Source organism: Pseudomonas nitroreducens NBRC 12694 (assembly GCF_002091755.1).
Classification (GTDB): Bacteria; Pseudomonadota; Gammaproteobacteria; order Pseudomonadales; family Pseudomonadaceae; genus Pseudomonas; species Pseudomonas nitroreducens.
The window spans coordinates 70,951-87,321 of the sequence record NZ_BDAI01000004.1; the positions used below are offsets into that span (position 1 = coordinate 70,951).

The window sequence follows — 16,371 nt, forward strand, 5'->3', positions numbered from 1 at the left end:
GATGACGAAGATGCGGGCGACCATCGTTCTGGTGATCTACAAGCAATCCCTGGCCGACTCCGAGAGCTTTCGCAGCCTGCAGGACAACCTGGCGTGGCTGGCCAACCAGGACGTCGAGCTGATCCTCCACGACAACAGCCCGGCCCCCCAGCCATGGCCGTCGTTGGGTGAGGGCCTTGCAGTTCGCTACCACCACGATGCCAGCAACCCGGGGCTTGCCACCGCCTATAACCTCGCGCTGCACTCGGCCTGCGAACGCGGCAGCGACTGGCTGCTGCTTCTGGATCAGGATACCCGCCTGGAGGCGAACTACTTTGCCGAGCTGACGCAAGCGACAACGGACCTGGATGCCTCCTGCGTCTGCCTGGTGCCACGGGTCAGCGATGGGCAGCGGCAGATCTCCCCCATGGACTGCAGCAAGGTCAGGGCCCAGGCGTACAACCGCTCCGGCAGCACCAGCGATCCGATCACGGCGATCAATTCCGGCGCCTGCTGGCGAGTTTCCTGGCTGGCCGCCTCTGGCGGATTCAATCCGGAGTTCCCCCTGGATTATCTGGATCACTGGGCTTTCCACCATGCGAGAAACCAGGGCCGGCAGCTCTACGTAATGGCCAGCGAAGTCCACCAGAACCTCTCGATCAGCGAGCGCAACCGGGTGTCCAGGTCGCGCTACGAGAGCATCTACGAGTCGGAGTACCGCTACTACAGCCGTTATCATACCGACCTTTTCCCCAGCTACCGGCGACACTTGCCGCTTCGCCTGATCAAGCAGTTGCTGCTGTTCCGCGACAAGGCGATTGCCCTGACGACCTTGAGGCTCATGCTGCGCAAGCCCGACTGACCCAAGGCGGCGCACTCAAGTACACTCCCCCGCGACACTCGATCCCAAGGAGCCCCAATGGACTTCGCGCTCGACCTGATTGCCAACGTCTCCCGCTGGTGCCGCGGCCACCTGTCCGACATCGCCCTGGCGATCATGGCCACCGTACTGGTGCTGTTCGGCCCGGCGATCAACGCCTGGGTACAGCAGCGCATCGGCAGCCTGAACTTCGTCTTCCGCACCCTGCTGTTCGTACTGATCTGCGCCGTGGGCTACGGCCTGGCGATGGTCTTCGTCACCCCGTGGCTGGCCAAGGGTCTGGGTTATTTCAACAACTACACCCTGGCGCCCGTGCTGCTGCTAGTGTTCTTCGTGATTGGCATGATCGCCGACCGCAGCTGACCTGCGGGCCTCCGGCGGTTGGCCACCACTGCCGGAGGACACATGAAGCCGATCAAGCATCTCTACCTGCACTTCTCCGATGGCCAGCGCCTGGCGCTGCGCTTCCCGCAACAGAGCGACGACCCCGCCGAAGTGGCGCGCGGCATCCGCAAGCAGATGGAGTCGCCGGTCATCAGCATCGAGGTGGACGGCGACCTGCTGATCATCCCGCGCACCAGCATCAAGTACCTGCAGATCAGCCCGGCGCCCATGCGCATGCCGGAGACCACGGTGCTGGGTGCCGAGCTGATCGAGTAACGCAGCAGCTTTTTGTAGGAGCGAGCTTGCTCGCGAACCACCCCAACGTCGGCGTTGTGGGAGAGCACCTTCGCGAGCAAGCTCGCTCCTACAGGTCCATTTGCGCAGATAGACAAAGGCCGCCTCGCGACGGCCTCTGCTGGACTCAGTTACCCTCGCGGCGCAAGGCCTGCGGGGTGAAGTCGCGCGGCCCGAGCGGGACCTTGAAGTCGTACATCGGCTCGTTGTTGTCCAGGCCGTCGACGAAATAGCGCTTGCCTTCGAAGTCGTACAGCGCCTCCAGGGTGCTGAGTACCATGGGCACGTCGTAGTAGTTGATCGGGTGCACTTCCTGGGCGCGGATCAGCTTGCCGTCGGCGTTGTAGATGTCCGAGGCGAGGATCTGCCAGCTGTCCTCATCCAGGTAGAAGCGGCGCTTGGCGAACGGATGGCCCATACCTTTGCGCAGGGTCGCCTCGACCACCCAGACGCGGTGCGGCTCGTAGCGCAGCAGCTCGGGGTTGAGGGTCTTGGTCTTGAGGATGTCGGCGTAGGGAATGCCCTTCTGGTGCACGGCATAGCTGTTGTATGGCACCAGCATCTCGCGCTTGCCCAGCAGTTGCCACTCGTAGTGATCCGGCGCGCCGTTGTAGACGTCCACGGTGTCGGCAGTAGCCAGGCCGTTGGTGTCCGGCTGCAAGGTATCGTAGGCCAGGCTCGGCAGGCGGCGCACGCGGCGCTCGCCGCTGTTGAAGCGCCAGGCCTTGCGGATCGACAGCACCTGGTCGATGGTCTCCTGCACCACCAGCGCGGAACCCGCCAGCTTGGCCGGGGCGACGATGTTGTACTTGTAGTAGAACAGCGTGTTGTTCAGGTCCTGCGGGGTCATGCCCTCGCGGCCGTAGTTGAAGTACACGTAGCGGTCGAGCTTGAGCAGGTTGTAGCTGCCGCTGGCGAGCACGGCGGCCTGATTGGTCACCATGTGAATCTGCTCGCCGCGGTAGCGCATGATGTGGTTCCAGATCGCTTCCAGGCCGGTCTTCGGCATCGGGAACGGCACACCGGCGGCGGCGCCCTGCACACCGTTGCCGTCGGCGATCAGCTCGGCGTTCTCGGCGTTGAAGCGGGTGGCGTCATAGATGCGCTGGGGCAAGGATGCGCTGCGGCGGCTGGGGAAGACCCGCAGGTAGTAGTCCGGGTTCTCCTGCAGCAGCGCCTGGGTGCCGGGCGTGAGCAGCGCCTGGTACTGCGCCAGGTTCTTGCTGTCGATCTTGTACTGCACGGCGTCGCCAGCGTACGGATCGAGGTGATGGCCGCCGGGCTGGTATCCCGCCGGGGCGGTGGTGATGCCGCCGGTCCAGGCGGGGATGGTGCCACTGGCGTTGCCGGCCATTTCCGCGCCCATCGGCGTCAGGTCGCGGCCCAGTCGAGCGGCCTCGGTGGCATCGACTTTCGCCTGCGCCGGCAGGGCCCACGCCCCTGCCATCAGCAGTACAGCAAGTTTCTTCAACACAGCAGACTCCTTTGCGACGGACTCCTGTCCGTCACTCTTATTTTCGTCCGCGGCGGATGCCGCTTTTTATTCAGGAGGTGAGGATGGCCTTTTTCGGCCTGCCGGGTGGTCCCGGTCTAGAAGGTGCTTTTCGCGTGAAAAAGGCCTGCTGGGCAGGCCTTTTCGGTGGATCAGTCGACGCGCTCGAACTTCAGGTCCCAGACGCCATGGCCGAGTCGCTCCCCGCGACGTTCGAACTTGGTGACCGGGCGCTCTTCCGGGCGCGGCACGTAGGTATTATCGGCCGAAAGGTTGCGATAGCCGGGTGCGGCATTCATCACTTCCAGCATGTGCTCGGCGTATTGTTCCCAGTCGGTGGCCATGTGCAGCACGCCGCCGACCTTCAGCTTCTGCCGCACCAGCTCAGCCCAGGCCGGCTGCACGATGCGACGCTTGTGGTGGCGCGACTTGTGCCACGGGTCCGGGAAGAACAGCAGCAGGCGATCGAGGCTGGCATCGGCAACGCAGTCGCGCAGCACCTCGATGGCGTCGCAGCTGTAGACGCGGATATTGGTCAGGTCCTGGGTCAGCATGCCGTTGAGCAGCGCACCGACGCCCGGCCGGTGCACTTCCACGCCGATGAAATCCTGTTCCGGCGCGGCCGCAGCCATCTCGAGGGTGGCATGGCCCATGCCGAAGCCGATCTCGAAGGTGCGCGGCGCCTGGCGCCCGAACACTTCATCGAAGTCCCGCGCACCGTCGGCCAGCTCCAGGCCGAACTTCGGCCAGCCCTGGTCGAGGCCACGCTGCTGGCCCTCGGTCATGCGACCGGCACGCATCACGAAGCTCTTGATGGCGCGCATCGGCCGGTTGTCGGCGTCGGGCTGGTTCTCGGGCTGATTTTCGGGAATGTCACTCATGACTCGGACCTTGCGGGTAAATGCACACGCGGGCCGGTTGCTTCTGGCAAACCGGCCCGCACGTCGGTGTCTATTAAATGCCTGCCAACGATCTCGCGAGCTAAAGCGGAACTAGGCGAAAAGTGGGGCGGGAGCGGAGTTTACACGCAGTAAATGAGCATCCCGAACCACTTTTCAACGACGTTCCGCCGACACGCAGCAGATCGTTAGTTGATCAGGCCCGTCATCGGCGACGACGCGCTCGCGTACAGCTTGCGCGGCATGCGGCCGGCCAGGTAGGCCAGGCGGCCGGCGACGATGGCGTGCTTCATGGCCTCGGCCATCATTACCGGGTTCTGCGCGTGGGCGATGGCGGTGTTCATCAGCACGGCCTCGCAGCCCAGCTCCATGGCGATGGTGGCATCCGACGCAGTACCCACGCCGGCATCCACCAGCACCGGAACGGTGGCTTCTTCGAGGATGATGCGCAGGTTGTACGGGTTGCAGATGCCCAGGCCCGAGCCGATCAGGCCGGCCAGCGGCATCACCGCGATGCAGCCGATCTCGGCCAGCTGGCGGGCGATGATCGGGTCGTCGCTGGTGTACACCATGACGTCGAAGCCGTCCTTGACCAGCACTTCGGCGGCCTTGAGGGTTTCGACGACGTTGGGGAAAAGGGTCTTCTGGTCGGCCAGAACTTCCAGCTTGACCAGGTTGTGGCCGTCCAGCAGCTCACGGGCCAGGCGGCAGGTGCGCACGGCCTCGACGGCGTCGTAGCAGCCGGCGGTGTTCGGCAGGATGGTGTAGCGATCCGGCGCAATCACGTCCAGCAGGTTGGGCTCACCCGGATTCTGGCCGATGTTGGTACGGCGCACCGCTACGGTGACGATCTCGGCGCCCGAGGCCTCGATGGCCACGCGGGTCTCTTCGAGGTCCTTGTACTTGCCGGTGCCGACCAGCAGGCGCGAATGGTAGGTACGGCCAGCCAGGGTGAAGGGCTTGTCGACCGGCAGGTTGGAGGAAGCTTGGCTCATCGGATCACTCCTCAGGAAATGTAAAAGCTTTGCGGGGCCTGAAAGATGTAGCGACGGGCTCTAGCCGCCGCCGATGGCATGCACCACTTCCACCTGGTCGCCTTCGCTCAGGGCGGTGGCGGCGTGCTGGCTGCGCGGCACGATGTCCTGGTTGAGCTCGACCGCGACACGCTTGCCGGTGAGGTCGAGACGCTCGAGCAGGTTGGCGACGGTCTGGCCGGCGGGCAGCTCGAAGGGTTCGCCATTCAACTGAATACGCATGGGCGGGACGGTCGTTGCTGGAGGGGGTCGCATTCTAGCCCGATCGCGGCGGATGACCAAGGTATCCGGGCGTCGCACTCGGGCTTTTCTGACATCCCGGTCAACCCAGCTGAAAGGCCGCCACCAGCAGCAGCGCCCAGCCGATGAGGAAGAACAGTCCGCCAATCGGCGTAATGATGCCCACGCTCAGGCCCGCCAGGGTCAACAGGTAGAGGCTCCCGGAGAACAGCAGGATGCCGACGGTGAATGCCCAGCCGGCAAGGCTGATGAGGGTGCCGCCGATGTGCGCGGTGAGCAGCGCCACGCCGAACAGCGCCAGGGCGTGCAGCATCTGGTAGTGCACGCCGGTCTGGAACACCGCCAGGTACTCGGGCGTAAGCTTGTTCTTCAGGCCGTGGGCGGCGAAGGCGCCAAGGGCGACCCCGGTGAAACCGAAGAACGCGGCGAGCATCAGGAAAGTGCGCAGCATGGGACAGCTCCAGACAGGTGAGTATCGCTATAATGGCCCGCTCATCCGCCCAGGCAAAGCCTCCGCATGCGCAACGCCCTCCGCCGCCTGTCAAAGATCGCGCTCTGGTTCGTCGCCATCAGCGTGGCGCTGGTCATCGTCCTGCGCTGGGTGCCGCCGCCGGGGACCATGGTGATGGTCGAGCGCAAGGTCGAGTCCTGGTTCAACGGCAAGCCCATCGACCTGCAGCGCAGCTGGCGCTCCTGGGACGAACTGCCCGACAGCCTCAAGCTCGCGGTGATCGCCGGCGAGGACCAGAAGTTCGCCGAGCACCACGGCTTCGACCTGCCGGCGATCCAGAAGGCGCTGGCGCACAACGAGCAGGGCGGCAAGGTCCGCGGCGGCAGCACCATCAGCCAGCAGGTGGCGAAGAACGTCTTCCTCTGGACCGGCCGCAGCTGGGTGCGCAAGGGCTTCGAGGCCTGGTTCACCCTGCTGATCGAGACCTTCTGGTCCAAGCAGCGGATTCTCGAGGTCTACCTCAACAGCGTGGAATGGGATGCCGGCGTGTTCGGCGCCCAGGCCGCCGCCCAGCACCACTTCGGCGTGGACGCCAAGCGCCTGTCGCAACAGCAGGCCAGCCTGCTGGCTGCCGTGCTGCCCAACCCGCGCAAGTGGAGCGCCGGCAAGCCCGGCCCCTACGTGCGCCAGCGCGCCTCGTGGATTCGCCAGCAGATGTGGCAGTTGGGCGGTAGCGAGTATCTCGGGCGCCTTTAAGGCGCCGTCTCCGACACCTTGAGGGTGTTGCGCGGGACCACGCGGATCCATTGCAGCGTGCCATCGCGATGCAGCAGCGTCATGCCCTTCTCCGGATAGACCCAGGCCTCGCCACCCTCCACCTGCAGGCGCAGGCGCGGGTCGCCCAGGCTCACCGCCAGGCGCCCGACTGCCAGGTCTTCCTGGGGCGCCAGCGCCAGTTCGGAGACCGGCTTGTTGCCCAGCTGACTCATCAGCTCGGCGCTCAGCGGCTGGTCCTTGCTGGTCGGCTGCATGCCGGTGGCCTTGGCCAGGCTGGCATGCTCGGCCTCGCTCAACGCCAGCTCCGCCTCGACATGCCAGGGCCCTTCGTCCGTCACCAGGCGGCCACGGTAATGCAGTTGCGGGCCGTCCTGGCTGGCAGTCAGCCACAGCTCGCCGGGCTGCAGGCCCTGCAGATCACTCAGGCTCAGGTGGTCTTCAGCCAGTGGCTCGAAGACTTTTTCCTTCCAGTCATTGAACCACTGCGGCGGCTTGGGCGGTGCCGACGTGCGGGCGACCCAGGTGCCCAGGCCGAAAGCCAGCAGGGCGATGACCAGGAAAAACATCCCGTGGACGGGACGCAGGCGCGGCATGGGACTCTCCAGACTCTGGACAGAGAATGACCGGACAGAAAAAAACCGCACCAGGGTGCGGTTCTCGGTCTCAACGGGAGCGCATCGAAGCCGGTCAGGCTTCGATGCGGCCCTTGAGTTTGTTCATCGCGTTCTTTTCCAACTGACGAATCCGCTCGGCGGACACGTTGTACTTGGCCGCCAGGTCGTGCAGCGTCGCCTTCTCCTCGGCCAGCCAGCGCTGGTAGAGAATGTCGCGACTGCGCTCGTCCAGGCCTTCCAGCGCCTCATGCAGGCTGGCGGTGGAGCTGTCGCTCCAGTCCGCTTCTTCCAGCTGGCGCGCCGGATCGTAGCGATGGTCTTCCAGATAATGCGCCGGGGACTGGTAGGCACTCTCGTCGTCGGCGTCCGCCGCCGGGTCGAAGGCCATGTCCTGCCCGGTGAGACGGCTTTCCATCTCGCGGACTTCGCGGGCCTCGACACCGAGGGTTTCCGCGACGCGGTGCACTTCGTCATTGCTCAGCCAGGCCAGTTTCTTCTTCTGGCTGCGCAGGTTGAAGAACAGCTTGCGCTGCGCCTTGGTGGTCGCGACTTTCACGATCCGCCAGTTGCGCAGGATGAACTCGTGGATTTCCGCCTTGATCCAGTGCACGGCGAACGACACCAGGCGCACACCCATTTCCGGGTTGAAGCGCTTCACGGCCTTCATCAGGCCGACGTTGCCTTCCTGGATCAGATCGGCCTGGGCCAGGCCGTACCCGGAATAACTCCGGGCGATGTGCACAACAAAGCGCAGGTGCGCCAGAACCATTTGCCGTGCCGCTTCCAGATCTTGCTGGTAGAAGAGGCGTTCGGCCAGTTCGCGCTCCTGCTCCGGCGTCAGCAGCGGAATGCTGTTCACCGAGTGCACGTAGGCTTCCAGGTTCGCACCGGGAGCCAGGGCATAGACAGGTTGCAGAGAAGTGGTCATGCGAATCCTCCGATTCACGAAACTCGCGCAGTGTAGCACTGCGAAATCTGACTGCAAGCGGGTGTAAAAGTTCCTTTACACCCGCTTAACCCCAGCAAAATCAGGGGTTTCAGCGCGGCGCCAGCTCGCGCAGGTGGCGCGCCACGGCCAGCCAGGCGCCGATCCAGCCCAGCAGCACCGCGCCCACGGTCAGCGACAGGCCATCGTCGACCGGAACGCCGGCCAGGCCGAAATCGCTGCCGTACAGCCCGGCCAGATTAACCACCGAGCTGTTCAGCCAGTCCAGCCCGAAGGCCAGCAGGGCCCAGGACAGGATGCCCGCGCCCAGGCCATACAGCGCGCCCATATAAAGGAAGGGGCGGCGCACATAGCCATCCGTCCCACCGACCAGCTTGATGACTTCGATTTCGTTACGGCGATTTTCGATGTGCAGGCGGATGGTGTTGCCGATCACCAGCAACAGCGTTAGCACCAGCAGGATGGTCAGGCCGAAGACGAAGCGATCACCCAGCTTGAGGATCGCCGACAGCCGCTCGACCCAGACCAGGTCCAACTGCGCCTGTTGTACACCGGGCAACTCCGACAACCGTTGACGCAAGGCATCCAGCTGGGCCTTGTCGATCTGCTTGGGCGTCACCGAGATGACCGCCGGCAGCGGGTTGTCCGGCAGCTCCTTGAGCGCCTCGCCAAGCCCGGACTGCTCCTGCAGCTCTTTCAGCGCATCGTCACGGCTGATCAGCTGTGCCTCGATCACATCGGGCATCTTCTCGATCTGCTCGCGTAGGTCCTGACCCTGGGCCTCGCTGGCCTTCAGGTCGAGGAACAGGGAGATCTGTGCGGCGCGCTGCCAGGAGCCGCCGAGGCGCTCGACGTTGTTGAGCAGCAGCGACAGGCCCATGGGCAGGCTCAGGGTAATGCCCATCACCAGGCAGGTGAAGAAGCTGCCGAAGGGGTGGCTGACCAGGCGGTGCAGGCTGTCCATCAGGCTGGCGCGGTGGTTTTCCGCGTAGGCCGAGAGGGAGGCGCTGTGGTCCTGGTGCTCGTTGTCGTCCGGGCGCTCGCGCGTGTTGCGCGTCGGGGTGCCTTCTTCGTCGCCGCGGGGCAGGTCATTGGCGCTCATCAGGCGTTCTCCTCACGGTCGGCGATGATGCGGCCGCGCTGCAGGGTGATCATCCGGTGGCGCATGCGCGCGATCAGCGCCAGGTCGTGGCTGGCGATCAGCACGGTGGTGCCCAGGCGGTTGATATCTTCGAACACGGACATGATTTCCGAGGCCAGGCGCGGGTCGAGGTTACCGGTCGGCTCATCCGCGAGCAGCAGCGCCGGGCGGTGCACCACGGCGCGGGCGATGCCGACGCGCTGCTGCTGGCCGGTGGAGAGGTCGGACGGACGGTCCTCGGCCTTCTCCTTCAGATTCACCCGGTCCAGCGCCGCTTCGACGCGGTAGGCGATCTCCGCCTTGGGCAGGCCAAGGATCTGCATCGGCAGGGCGACGTTCTCGAACACGCTGCGGTCGTCCAGCAGCTGATGGTTCTGGAACACCACGCCGATCTGCCGGCGCAGGAAGGGAATCTGCGCGGTGGAGATGCGCGAGACGTCCTGCCCGCCGAGCAGCAGCTTGCCCGAGGTGGGCCGTTCCATCGCCAGGATCAGGCGCAGCAGGGTGCTCTTGCCGGCGCCGGAGTGGCCGGTGACGAACATGATCTCGCCGCGCGGCACGCGGAACGAAATCTCGTGCAGGCCGACATGGCCGTTGGGGTAGCGCTTGCCAACCTGCTCGAAACGGATCATGCGATTTCCCGGGTCTCGAAGAGTGCACGGACGAAAGCATCGGCTTCGAAGGTTCGAAGATCGTCGATCCCTTCGCCGACACCGATGTAGCGGATCGGCAGCTCGAACTGCTTGGCCAGGGCGAAGATCACCCCGCCCTTGGCGGTGCCGTCCAGTTTGGTCAGGGCCAGGCCGGTCAGCTCAACGGCGTTGTTGAACTGCTTGGCCTGGTTGATGGCGTTCTGCCCGGTGCCGGCATCCAGCACCAGCAGGACTTCGTGGGGAGCCGTCTGGTCCAGCTTGCCGATCACGCGGCGCACCTTCTTCAGCTCTTCCATCAGGTTGTCCTTGGTGTGCAGGCGGCCGGCGGTGTCGGCGATCAGCACGTCCACGCCACGGGCCTTGGCGGCCTGCACGGCGTCGAAGATTACCGAGGCGGAGTCCGCGCCGGTGTGCTGGGCGATCACCGCGATGTTGTTGCGCTCGCCCCAGACCTGCAGTTGCTCGACAGCCGCGGCGCGGAAGGTGTCGCCGGCGGCGAGCATGACTTTCTTGCCATCCAGTTGCAGCTTCTTCGCCAGCTTGCCGATGGTGGTGGTCTTGCCGACGCCGTTCACGCCGACGACCAGGATCACGTAGGGCTGCTTGTCCGCCTTGATGGTCAGCGGCTGCTCGACCGGGCGCAGCAGGGTGGCCAGCTCTTCCTGCAGGGCCTTGTACAGCGCCTCGCTGTCGGCCAGTTCCTTGCGCGCGACGCGCTTGGTCAGGTTCTGCACGATGGCAGTGGTGGCCTCGACGCCGACGTCGGCGGTCAGCAGGCGGGTTTCGATTTCGTCCAGCAGGTCGTCGTCGATGGCCTTCTTGCCCAGGAACAGGCTGGCCATGCCCTCGCCGAGGCTGGCGCTGGTCTTCGACAGGCCCTGTTTGAGGCGGGCAAAGAAGCCAAGCTTGGAAGTTTCGGCAGTGGCAGGCCTGGCTTGCGGCTCGGGTTCGGGCTGCGGGGCAGGTTCGGGCTCCGGCTGGGCATCCACGAGGGGCGCTTCGGCGACCGGCTGCGGTTCGGCGGGAGTGGCGGGAGTGGCGGCGGGCGCAGGCTCGACCAGCTGCGGAGCCGGTTCTGGCTCGACCGGCTGCACGGCCGGCTGCGGCGCCTCGGCAATCACTGGCGGCTCGGCTGGCGGCGCAGGCTGGACCAGTGGCTCCACCGGAACGCTGGCCGGCACCACGTCGAGTACCGGCTCGGGGGTCGGCTCGACGCTCGGCGCAAGCGGCTCGGCCTGGGCGGCGGGCGCTTGTTCGGCGGCAGGAGCAGGCTCGGCGACAACCGGTTGTTCTACCGGCTGCTCGGTTTCGGCGGCAGGTTGCTCCGCGGCCTGCGGCTTCTTGCGCAGCCAGCCGAACAGACCCTTCTTCTCCCCGGCTGGCGGGGCCTTCTTGTCGTCGTTGGAACCAAACATGTAGGGATCGAATCTCTAGGGGACGCCACGAAAGGCAGGCAGCAAAAAGCCTCGAAACAGCTTTGCGAAGCCCTGAACGTGGCCGCCCGGAAAACGGATGGGTATCCTAGCATCTCCTCGCCCGCCGGGGTTAAGAGGCTGGCCGCCAGCCTGCATAGACCCCGCGGACAGCCCGAAAGGTTCAGTCCACGATGAAAACCCTTGCACGCCGCCACGCCGGCCTGCTGCTCGGTTCCCTGTTTCTGCCGCTGATGGCCGTTGCCGCCGAACCACAGCCCACCCACGAATACACCCTGGACAACGGCCTGAAGGTCGTCGTCCGCGAGGACCACCGCGCGCCCGTGGTGGTCTCCCAACTCTGGTACAAGGTCGGTTCCAGCTACGAGACACCCGGCCTCACCGGCCTCTCCCACGCCCTGGAGCACATGATGTTCAAGGGCAGCCGCAAGCTCGGCCCCGGCCAGGCCTCGCTGGTGCTGCGCGACCTCGGAGCGGAAGAGAACGCCTTCACCACCGACGACTACACCGCTTATTACCAGGTGCTGGCCCGCGACCGCCTGCCGGTAGCGCTGGAGCTGGAAGCCGACCGCATGGCGCACCTCGCCCTGCCGGCCGACCAGTTCAAGAGCGAGATCGAGGTGATCAAGGAAGAACGCCGCCTGCGCACCGAGGACAAGCCCAGCGCGCTGGCCTTCGAGCGCTTCAAGGCCGCCGCCTATCCCGCCAGCGGCTACCGCACGCCGACCATCGGCTGGATGGCCGACCTGCAGCGCATGACCATCGACGACCTGCGCCACTGGTACCAGGCCTGGTACGCGCCGAACAACGCCACCCTGGTGGTGGTCGGCGACGTGACCGGCGATGAAGTCAAAGCGCTCGCGCAGAAGTACTTCGGCGAGATTCCGAAACGCGACCTGCCCGCCGCGCGCAAGCCGCTGGAGCTGGCCGAGCCGGGCGAGCGCCGCCTGAAGCTGCATGTGCGCACCCAGCTGCCCAGCCTGATCATGGGCTTCAACGTGCCGACCCTGGGCAGCAGTGACGACTCCCGGCAGATCAACGCCCTGCGCCTGATCTCGGCGATCCTCGACGGCGGCTACAGCGCCCGCCTGGCTTCGCGACTGGAGCGCGGCGAGGAAATCGTCGCCGGCGCCTCGGCCTCCTACGACGCCTTCTCCCGCGGCGACGGTCTGTTCTTCCTTTCCGCGACGCCCAATGTGCAGACCGGCAAGACCCTCGACCAGGTCGAAGCCGCGCTGTGGAAGCAGCTGGAAGACCTCAAGCAGAACCCGCCGAGCAAGGAAGAACTGGAGCGCGTCCGCGCCCAGGTCATCGCCGGGCTGGTCTACGAGCGCGACTCCATCGCCGGGCAGGCCAGCACTATCGGCGAACTGGAAAGCGTCGGCCTCGGCTGGCAGCTGGCGGACAAGGACCTGGAAGCCATCCAGGCCGTCACCGCCGACGACATCCAGAAAGCCGCCCGCACCTACTTCACCCGCTCCCGCCTGACCCTTGCCCAGGTCCTGCCGGAAGTCGCCACCGACAAGGAGCCGCGCCATGAGTGAACGCAATGGCCTGCGCTACGGCCTGGTCGGGCTGATCGTCATCGCGCTGATCGCCGGACTGGTGCTATTCGTTTCCCGTCCCGCCGCCGAGCCCGAAGCGGCCGCGCCGGCGCCCGCCCCTGCACAACCGGCTGCCGCCGAAAACGCCGCGCCCACCGGCCTGCAATCGCTGGCCGAAGCCGCCGGCAAGGCGCCCAGCCACCGCAAGCTGAACATCCAGCAATGGCAGACCACCGAAGGCGCCCGCGTGCTCTTCGTCGAAGCCCATGAACTGCCGATGTTCGACCTGCGCCTGACCTTCGCCGCCGGCAGCAGCCAGGACGGCGACACCTACGGCCTGGCCATGCTGACCAACGCCATGCTCAACGAAGGCGTGCCCGGCAAGGACACCAGCGCGATAGCCGCCGGGTTCGACGACCTGGGCGCCAACTTCGGCAACGGCTCCTACCGCGACATGGCGGTGGCCAGCCTGCGCAGCCTGAGCGAGCCGGCCAAGCGCGACGCGGCGCTGGCACTGTTCGACCAGGTGATCGGCCAACCGACCTTCCCCGAAGACGCCCTGGCGCGCATCAAGAACCAGGTCATGGCCGGCTTCGAATACCAGAAGCAGAACCCCGGCAAGCTGGCGGGCCTGGAACTGTTCAAGCGGCTCTATGGCGATCATCCGTACGCCCATTCCAGCGACGGCAACGAAAAGTCGGTGCCCAAGATCAGCGTCGCCCAGCTGCGCGCCTTCCACCAGAAGGCCTACGCCGCCGGCAACGTGGTCATTGCGCTGGTCGGCGACCTGACCCGCGAGCAGGCCGAAGCCATCGCCGGCAGCGTCTCCAAGTCACTGCCCAAGGGTCCCGCCCTGCCCGCGCCGGGCGAGCCGCAGACGCCCAAGGCCGGCGTCACCCACATCGAGTTCCCCTCCAAGCAGACCCAGCTGATGCTGGCGCAGCTGGGCATCACCCGTAACGATCCGGACTACGCCGCGCTCTACCTGGGCAACCAGATCCTCGGTGGCGGCGGCTTCGGCACGCGACTGATGGACCAGGTGCGCGAGAAGCGCGGCCTGACCTACGGCGTGTACTCCGGCTTCACCGGCATGCAGTCGCGCGGGCCGTTCACCATCGGCCTGCAGACCCGCGCCGAAATGAGCGAAGGCACCCTCAAGCTGGTGCAGGACATCGTCCGCGACTACCTCGACAAGGGCCCGACGCAGAAGGAACTGGACGACGCCAAGCGCGAGCTGGCCGGCAGCTTCCCGCTGTCCACCGCGAGCAACGCCGACATCGTCGGCCAACTGGGCGCCATCGGCTTCTACAACCTGCCGCTGGACTACCTGGAAACCTTCCTCAGCCAGGTCCAGGGCCTGAGCGTGGAGCAGGTGAAGGAAGCGATGCGCCGCCACCTCGACCCGGACGCCTTCGTCATCGTCACCGCCGGCCCCACCGTGCCGCAGCAACCGCTGCCGCCGCCCACCGACAAACCCGCCGCGCAACCCGCCGGCGTACCGGAGCACTGATGAGCAAACGACCCGGCGGCGCCCCGCGCGCCGCACAGAAGCCCCACGGCGGCCAGGGCCAGCTGCGCATCATCGGCGGCGAATGGCGCAGCCGGCGCTTCGCCTTCCCCGACGGCCCGGGCCTGCGCCCGACGCCGGACCGGGTGCGCGAGACGCTGTTCAACTGGCTCGCCGCCTATGTCCCCGGCGCCCGTGTGCTCGACCCCTTCGCCGGCAGCGGTGCGCTGTTCCTCGAAGCGCTATCGCGCGGCGCCAGCGCAGGCCTTGCACTGGATACCAACGGCGACGCCGTGGCCGCGCTGCGCAGCACGCTCGACACGCTCAAGTGCGGCAACGGCCAACTGTTGATGACCGACTCGCTGCGCTACCTCGACGCCCCGGCTTCGCAAGCCTTCGACCTGGTCTTCCTCGACCCGCCCTTCCACCAGGACCTGCTGGAGAACGCCTGCCGCCTGCTGGAAGAGCGCGGCTGGCTAGCCAAGGACGCGTGGATCTATACCGAAAGCGAAGCTGTGCCTTCCAGCCTCGGCCTACCGGGTAACTGGCGACTGCATCGGGAAAAATCGGCGGGTTCGGTGCATTACGCGCTGTGGCAACGGGAGGACTGAACCAGTCAGATGGATTTGCCGATGTCGACGGAGCTGACGCGGGTCAGCTCCACGCCATCCACCACCATTTTCCACTGGCTGCCATCCCGATAAGGCGGCTTCGACACCTTGAAATAGGTATCGAGGAACCCGACACCCACGGTAAACCCATCGGCGTCATAGCTCTTGATCGGCGCCTCGATGGAGCGCGAGCCGCCACCCGAAAGGCGCTTGTAGGCAACACGCCCATCCGCCGTGATGAGCAAGCTCATTTGGGCCGAGCGCCAATCCCCGACGTACGACTTGTGATCCTGAGGCACCGGCTCGCCACAGGCCACCAGCCAAAACGCCAGGCTCAGCGCCGCGATTTTCTTCCACATGCCTCCCCTCCTTTTCATGGGTGCGCCGCGCCGAGGGAGTGCAAGACATCCATCGCGGGGCTGACTTGGCGTTACTATCGCAGCTTGTCCGCCCCCATTGCTCAATGATGACCATACTCTCCCCGTTCAAACCCGCCTGGTGGCTACCCGGCCCGCACCTGCAGACCCTGTATGGCTCGCTCCTGCGCCAGTTGCCCAGCCTCCAGCGCACCCGCGAGCGCCTGTGGCTGGAAGACGGCGACTTCATCGACCTCGACTGGCACGGCCCGCACGAGGCGGATGCGCCGCTGGTGCTGGCGCTGCATGGGCTGACCGGCTCGTCGTCCTCGCATTACATCCTCGGCCTGCAGCAGCAACTCGCCGCGCAGGGCTGGGCCAGCGTGGCGCTGAACTGGCGCGGCTGCTCGGGGGAATCGAACCTGTTGCCGCGTGGTTATCACTCCGGCGTCAGCGAGGATCTCGCCTCGGTAGTCGCCCATGTTCGTGCCAAGCGGCCGATGGCGCCGCTCTATGCGGTGGGTTACTCGCTGGGCGGCAATGTGCTGCTCAAGTACCTGGGCGAATCCTCGGATAGCTGCCCGCTGAAAGGCGCGGTCGCGGTGTCGGTGCCGTTCCGCCTCGACCAGTGTGCGGATCGCATCGGCATCGGCTTCTCCAAGGTCTACCAGGCGCACTTCATGCGCGAACTGGTGGCCTACGTGCAGACCAAGCGCCAGGCCTTCGCCGCCGGCGGCCACGCGGAAAACCTCGCTGCGCTCGAGCGCCTCGGCCCGCTGGACGGCATGCGCACCTTCTGGGACTTCGACGACCGGGTGACCGCGCCGCTGCACGGTTTCGCCGATGTACACGATTACTACCGGCGCGCCTCCAGCCGCTATTACCTGGGCGGCATCCGGGTGCCGACGCTGGTCATCCAGTCCAGCGACGACCCGTTCATCCATGCCGACAGCGTACCGCAGCCGGACGAGCTTTCCGCGTCGACGCAACTGGAGCTGCTGGCCCACGGCGGCCACGTCGGCTTCATCGGCGGCTCCCCCGCGCGCCCGGACTATTACCTGGAGCGCCGCATCCCGCAGTGGCTGCGCGAACGACGCGAAGCCTGACTGCGCTGGATCAGCCCAGCAGAACGGGAA

General features: G+C 66.0%; 18 protein-coding genes and 1 pseudogene. 8 read left to right on the forward strand and 11 right to left on the reverse strand.

Annotated features, from left to right (window positions below):
• Position 1 precedes the first annotated feature (1 nt).
• Genes PNI01S_RS12585 through PNI01S_RS12595 form a run of 3 tightly spaced genes read left to right on the forward strand, consistent with a single transcriptional unit; the run spans position 2 to position 1,519 of the window.
• Positions 2–841, forward strand: coding sequence for a glycosyltransferase family protein (locus PNI01S_RS12585; protein WP_159457346.1), 840 nt, complete (start codon positions 2–4; stop codon positions 839–841).
• 57 nt (positions 842–898) lie between these two features.
• The gene (locus PNI01S_RS12590; protein ID WP_017520106.1) at positions 899–1,222 is read left to right on the forward strand and encodes a DUF3392 domain-containing protein; all 324 of its coding nucleotides are present in this window, start codon (positions 899–901) and stop codon (positions 1,220–1,222) included.
• Between the two features lie 42 nt (positions 1,223–1,264).
• The gene (locus tag PNI01S_RS12595; RefSeq protein WP_017520105.1) at positions 1,265–1,519 is read left to right on the forward strand and encodes a hypothetical protein; all 255 of its coding nucleotides are present in this window, start codon (positions 1,265–1,267) and stop codon (positions 1,517–1,519) included.
• 145 nt (positions 1,520–1,664) lie between these two features.
• On the opposite strand, the gene PNI01S_RS12600 is transcribed toward PNI01S_RS12595, so the two are convergent.
• The 5 genes from PNI01S_RS12600 to PNI01S_RS12620 form a co-directional block, all read right to left on the reverse strand.
• A complete protein-coding gene (locus PNI01S_RS12600) occupies positions 1,665–3,011 on the reverse strand; it encodes a DUF1329 domain-containing protein (protein WP_024766767.1) in 1,347 nt (448 codons plus the stop codon).
• A 170-nt stretch (positions 3,012–3,181) separates the two neighbouring features.
• Positions 3,182–3,853: a tRNA (guanosine(46)-N7)-methyltransferase TrmB gene (gene trmB, locus PNI01S_RS12605; RefSeq protein WP_217284487.1), complete on the reverse strand. Its 672-nt coding sequence runs from the start codon at positions 3,851–3,853 to the stop codon at positions 3,182–3,184.
• Positions 3,854–4,116: 263 nt separating this feature from the next.
• The gene (locus PNI01S_RS12610) at positions 4,117–4,923 is read right to left on the reverse strand and encodes a thiazole synthase (protein ID WP_084358365.1); all 807 of its coding nucleotides are present in this window, start codon (positions 4,921–4,923) and stop codon (positions 4,117–4,119) included.
• A 60-nt stretch (positions 4,924–4,983) separates the two neighbouring features.
• Positions 4,984–5,184, reverse strand: a complete 201-nt coding sequence (gene thiS, locus PNI01S_RS12615; RefSeq protein ID WP_024766770.1) for a sulfur carrier protein ThiS — start codon at positions 5,182–5,184, stop codon at positions 4,984–4,986.
• Between the two features lie 100 nt (positions 5,185–5,284).
• On the reverse strand, positions 5,285–5,653 hold the full coding sequence (locus PNI01S_RS12620) for a DUF423 domain-containing protein (RefSeq protein ID WP_024766771.1): 369 nt from the start codon (positions 5,651–5,653) through the stop codon (positions 5,285–5,287).
• Between the two features lie 32 nt (positions 5,654–5,685).
• On the opposite strand from PNI01S_RS12620, the pseudogene mtgA reads away from it, so the two are divergent.
• Positions 5,686–6,409, forward strand: a pseudogene (gene mtgA, locus PNI01S_RS12625) (monofunctional biosynthetic peptidoglycan transglycosylase).
• On the opposite strand, the gene PNI01S_RS12630 reads toward mtgA, so the two are convergent.
• From PNI01S_RS12630 to ftsY, 5 genes are all read right to left on the reverse strand, one after another.
• Positions 6,406–7,023, reverse strand: coding sequence for a hypothetical protein (locus PNI01S_RS12630; protein ID WP_024766772.1), 618 nt, complete (start codon positions 7,021–7,023; stop codon positions 6,406–6,408). The pseudogene mtgA and the gene PNI01S_RS12630 sit on opposite strands and share 4 nt — an antisense overlap.
• A 94-nt stretch (positions 7,024–7,117) precedes the next feature.
• Positions 7,118–7,972 carry an RNA polymerase sigma factor RpoH gene (gene rpoH, locus PNI01S_RS12635; RefSeq protein ID WP_024766773.1) on the reverse strand — a complete coding sequence of 285 codons (855 nt, stop codon included), beginning with the start codon at positions 7,970–7,972 and terminating at the stop codon, positions 7,118–7,120.
• A 109-nt stretch (positions 7,973–8,081) separates the two neighbouring features.
• Positions 8,082–9,092: a permease-like cell division protein FtsX gene (gene ftsX / locus PNI01S_RS12640; protein WP_024766774.1), complete on the reverse strand. Its 1,011-nt coding sequence runs from the start codon at positions 9,090–9,092 to the stop codon at positions 8,082–8,084.
• Positions 9,092–9,763 (reverse strand): cell division ATP-binding protein FtsE, encoded by a 672-nt coding sequence (gene ftsE / locus PNI01S_RS12645; RefSeq protein WP_024766775.1) that lies wholly within the window; start codon positions 9,761–9,763, stop codon positions 9,092–9,094. Before ftsE ends, ftsX begins: the two co-directional genes overlap by 1 nt.
• Positions 9,760–11,199, reverse strand: coding sequence for a signal recognition particle-docking protein FtsY (gene ftsY / locus PNI01S_RS12650; RefSeq protein ID WP_084358366.1), 1,440 nt, complete (start codon positions 11,197–11,199; stop codon positions 9,760–9,762). The genes ftsE and ftsY overlap by 4 nt, the downstream gene beginning before the upstream one ends.
• Before the next feature lie 191 nt (positions 11,200–11,390).
• On the opposite strand from ftsY, the gene PNI01S_RS12655 reads away from it, so the two are divergent.
• The 3 genes from PNI01S_RS12655 to rsmD are packed head-to-tail and all read left to right on the forward strand — an operon-like array spanning position 11,391 to position 14,879.
• Complete coding sequence (locus tag PNI01S_RS12655) at positions 11,391–12,761, forward strand: M16 family metallopeptidase (protein ID WP_084358367.1); 1,371 nt, start codon at positions 11,391–11,393, stop codon at positions 12,759–12,761.
• Positions 12,754–14,271, forward strand: coding sequence for a M16 family metallopeptidase (locus PNI01S_RS12660; RefSeq protein ID WP_084358368.1), 1,518 nt, complete (start codon positions 12,754–12,756; stop codon positions 14,269–14,271). The genes PNI01S_RS12655 and PNI01S_RS12660 overlap by 8 nt, the downstream gene beginning before the upstream one ends.
• Complete coding sequence (gene rsmD / locus PNI01S_RS12665) at positions 14,271–14,879, forward strand: 16S rRNA (guanine(966)-N(2))-methyltransferase RsmD (protein ID WP_084358369.1); 609 nt, start codon at positions 14,271–14,273, stop codon at positions 14,877–14,879. The genes PNI01S_RS12660 and rsmD overlap by 1 nt, the downstream gene beginning before the upstream one ends.
• A 5-nt stretch (positions 14,880–14,884) precedes the next feature.
• On the opposite strand, the gene PNI01S_RS12670 is transcribed toward rsmD, so the two are convergent.
• Positions 14,885–15,238 (reverse strand): hypothetical protein, encoded by a 354-nt coding sequence (locus tag PNI01S_RS12670; RefSeq protein ID WP_084358370.1) that lies wholly within the window; start codon positions 15,236–15,238, stop codon positions 14,885–14,887.
• Between the two features lie 107 nt (positions 15,239–15,345).
• Between PNI01S_RS12670 and PNI01S_RS12675 the strand changes: the two genes are divergently transcribed.
• Positions 15,346–16,341, forward strand: coding sequence for a hydrolase (locus PNI01S_RS12675; protein WP_169889069.1), 996 nt, complete (start codon positions 15,346–15,348; stop codon positions 16,339–16,341).
• The last annotated feature ends 30 nt before the right edge of the window (positions 16,342–16,371 follow it).

What these genes read in the sequence shown, in the direction of transcription:
- PNI01S_RS12595 (WP_017520105.1), top strand. Translation starts at nt 1,265, where the DNA reads ATGAAGCCGATCAAGCATCTCTACCTGCACTTCTCCGATGGCCAGCGC.
- PNI01S_RS12590 (WP_017520106.1), top strand. Translation starts at nt 899, where the DNA reads ATGGACTTCGCGCTCGACCTGATTGCCAACGTCTCCCGCTGGTGCCGC.
- rsmD (WP_084358369.1), top strand. Translation starts at nt 14,271, where the DNA reads ATGAGCAAACGACCCGGCGGCGCCCCGCGCGCCGCACAGAAGCCCCAC.
- PNI01S_RS12585 (WP_159457346.1), top strand. Translation starts at nt 2, where the DNA reads ATGACGAAGATGCGGGCGACCATCGTTCTGGTGATCTACAAGCAATCC.
- PNI01S_RS12620 (WP_024766771.1), bottom strand. Translation starts at nt 5,653, where the DNA reads ATGCTGCGCACTTTCCTGATGCTCGCCGCGTTCTTCGGTTTCACCGGG.
- PNI01S_RS12655 (WP_084358367.1), top strand. Translation starts at nt 11,391, where the DNA reads ATGAAAACCCTTGCACGCCGCCACGCCGGCCTGCTGCTCGGTTCCCTG.
- PNI01S_RS12660 (WP_084358368.1), top strand. Translation starts at nt 12,754, where the DNA reads ATGAGTGAACGCAATGGCCTGCGCTACGGCCTGGTCGGGCTGATCGTC.
- PNI01S_RS12675 (WP_169889069.1), top strand. Translation starts at nt 15,346, where the DNA reads ATGACCATACTCTCCCCGTTCAAACCCGCCTGGTGGCTACCCGGCCCG.
- ftsE (WP_024766775.1), bottom strand. Translation starts at nt 9,763, where the DNA reads ATGATCCGTTTCGAGCAGGTTGGCAAGCGCTACCCCAACGGCCATGTC.
- PNI01S_RS12610 (WP_084358365.1), bottom strand. Translation starts at nt 4,923, where the DNA reads ATGAGCCAAGCTTCCTCCAACCTGCCGGTCGACAAGCCCTTCACCCTG.
- rpoH (WP_024766773.1), bottom strand. Translation starts at nt 7,972, where the DNA reads ATGACCACTTCTCTGCAACCTGTCTATGCCCTGGCTCCCGGTGCGAAC.
- thiS (WP_024766770.1), bottom strand. Translation starts at nt 5,184, where the DNA reads ATGCGTATTCAGTTGAATGGCGAACCCTTCGAGCTGCCCGCCGGCCAG.
- ftsY (WP_084358366.1), bottom strand. Translation starts at nt 11,199, where the DNA reads ATGTTTGGTTCCAACGACGACAAGAAGGCCCCGCCAGCCGGGGAGAAG.
- PNI01S_RS12630 (WP_024766772.1), bottom strand. Translation starts at nt 7,023, where the DNA reads ATGCCGCGCCTGCGTCCCGTCCACGGGATGTTTTTCCTGGTCATCGCC.
- ftsX (WP_024766774.1), bottom strand. Translation starts at nt 9,092, where the DNA reads ATGAGCGCCAATGACCTGCCCCGCGGCGACGAAGAAGGCACCCCGACG.
- trmB (WP_217284487.1), bottom strand. Translation starts at nt 3,853, where the DNA reads ATGCGCGCCATCAAGAGCTTCGTGATGCGTGCCGGTCGCATGACCGAG.
- PNI01S_RS12670 (WP_084358370.1), bottom strand. Translation starts at nt 15,238, where the DNA reads ATGTGGAAGAAAATCGCGGCGCTGAGCCTGGCGTTTTGGCTGGTGGCC.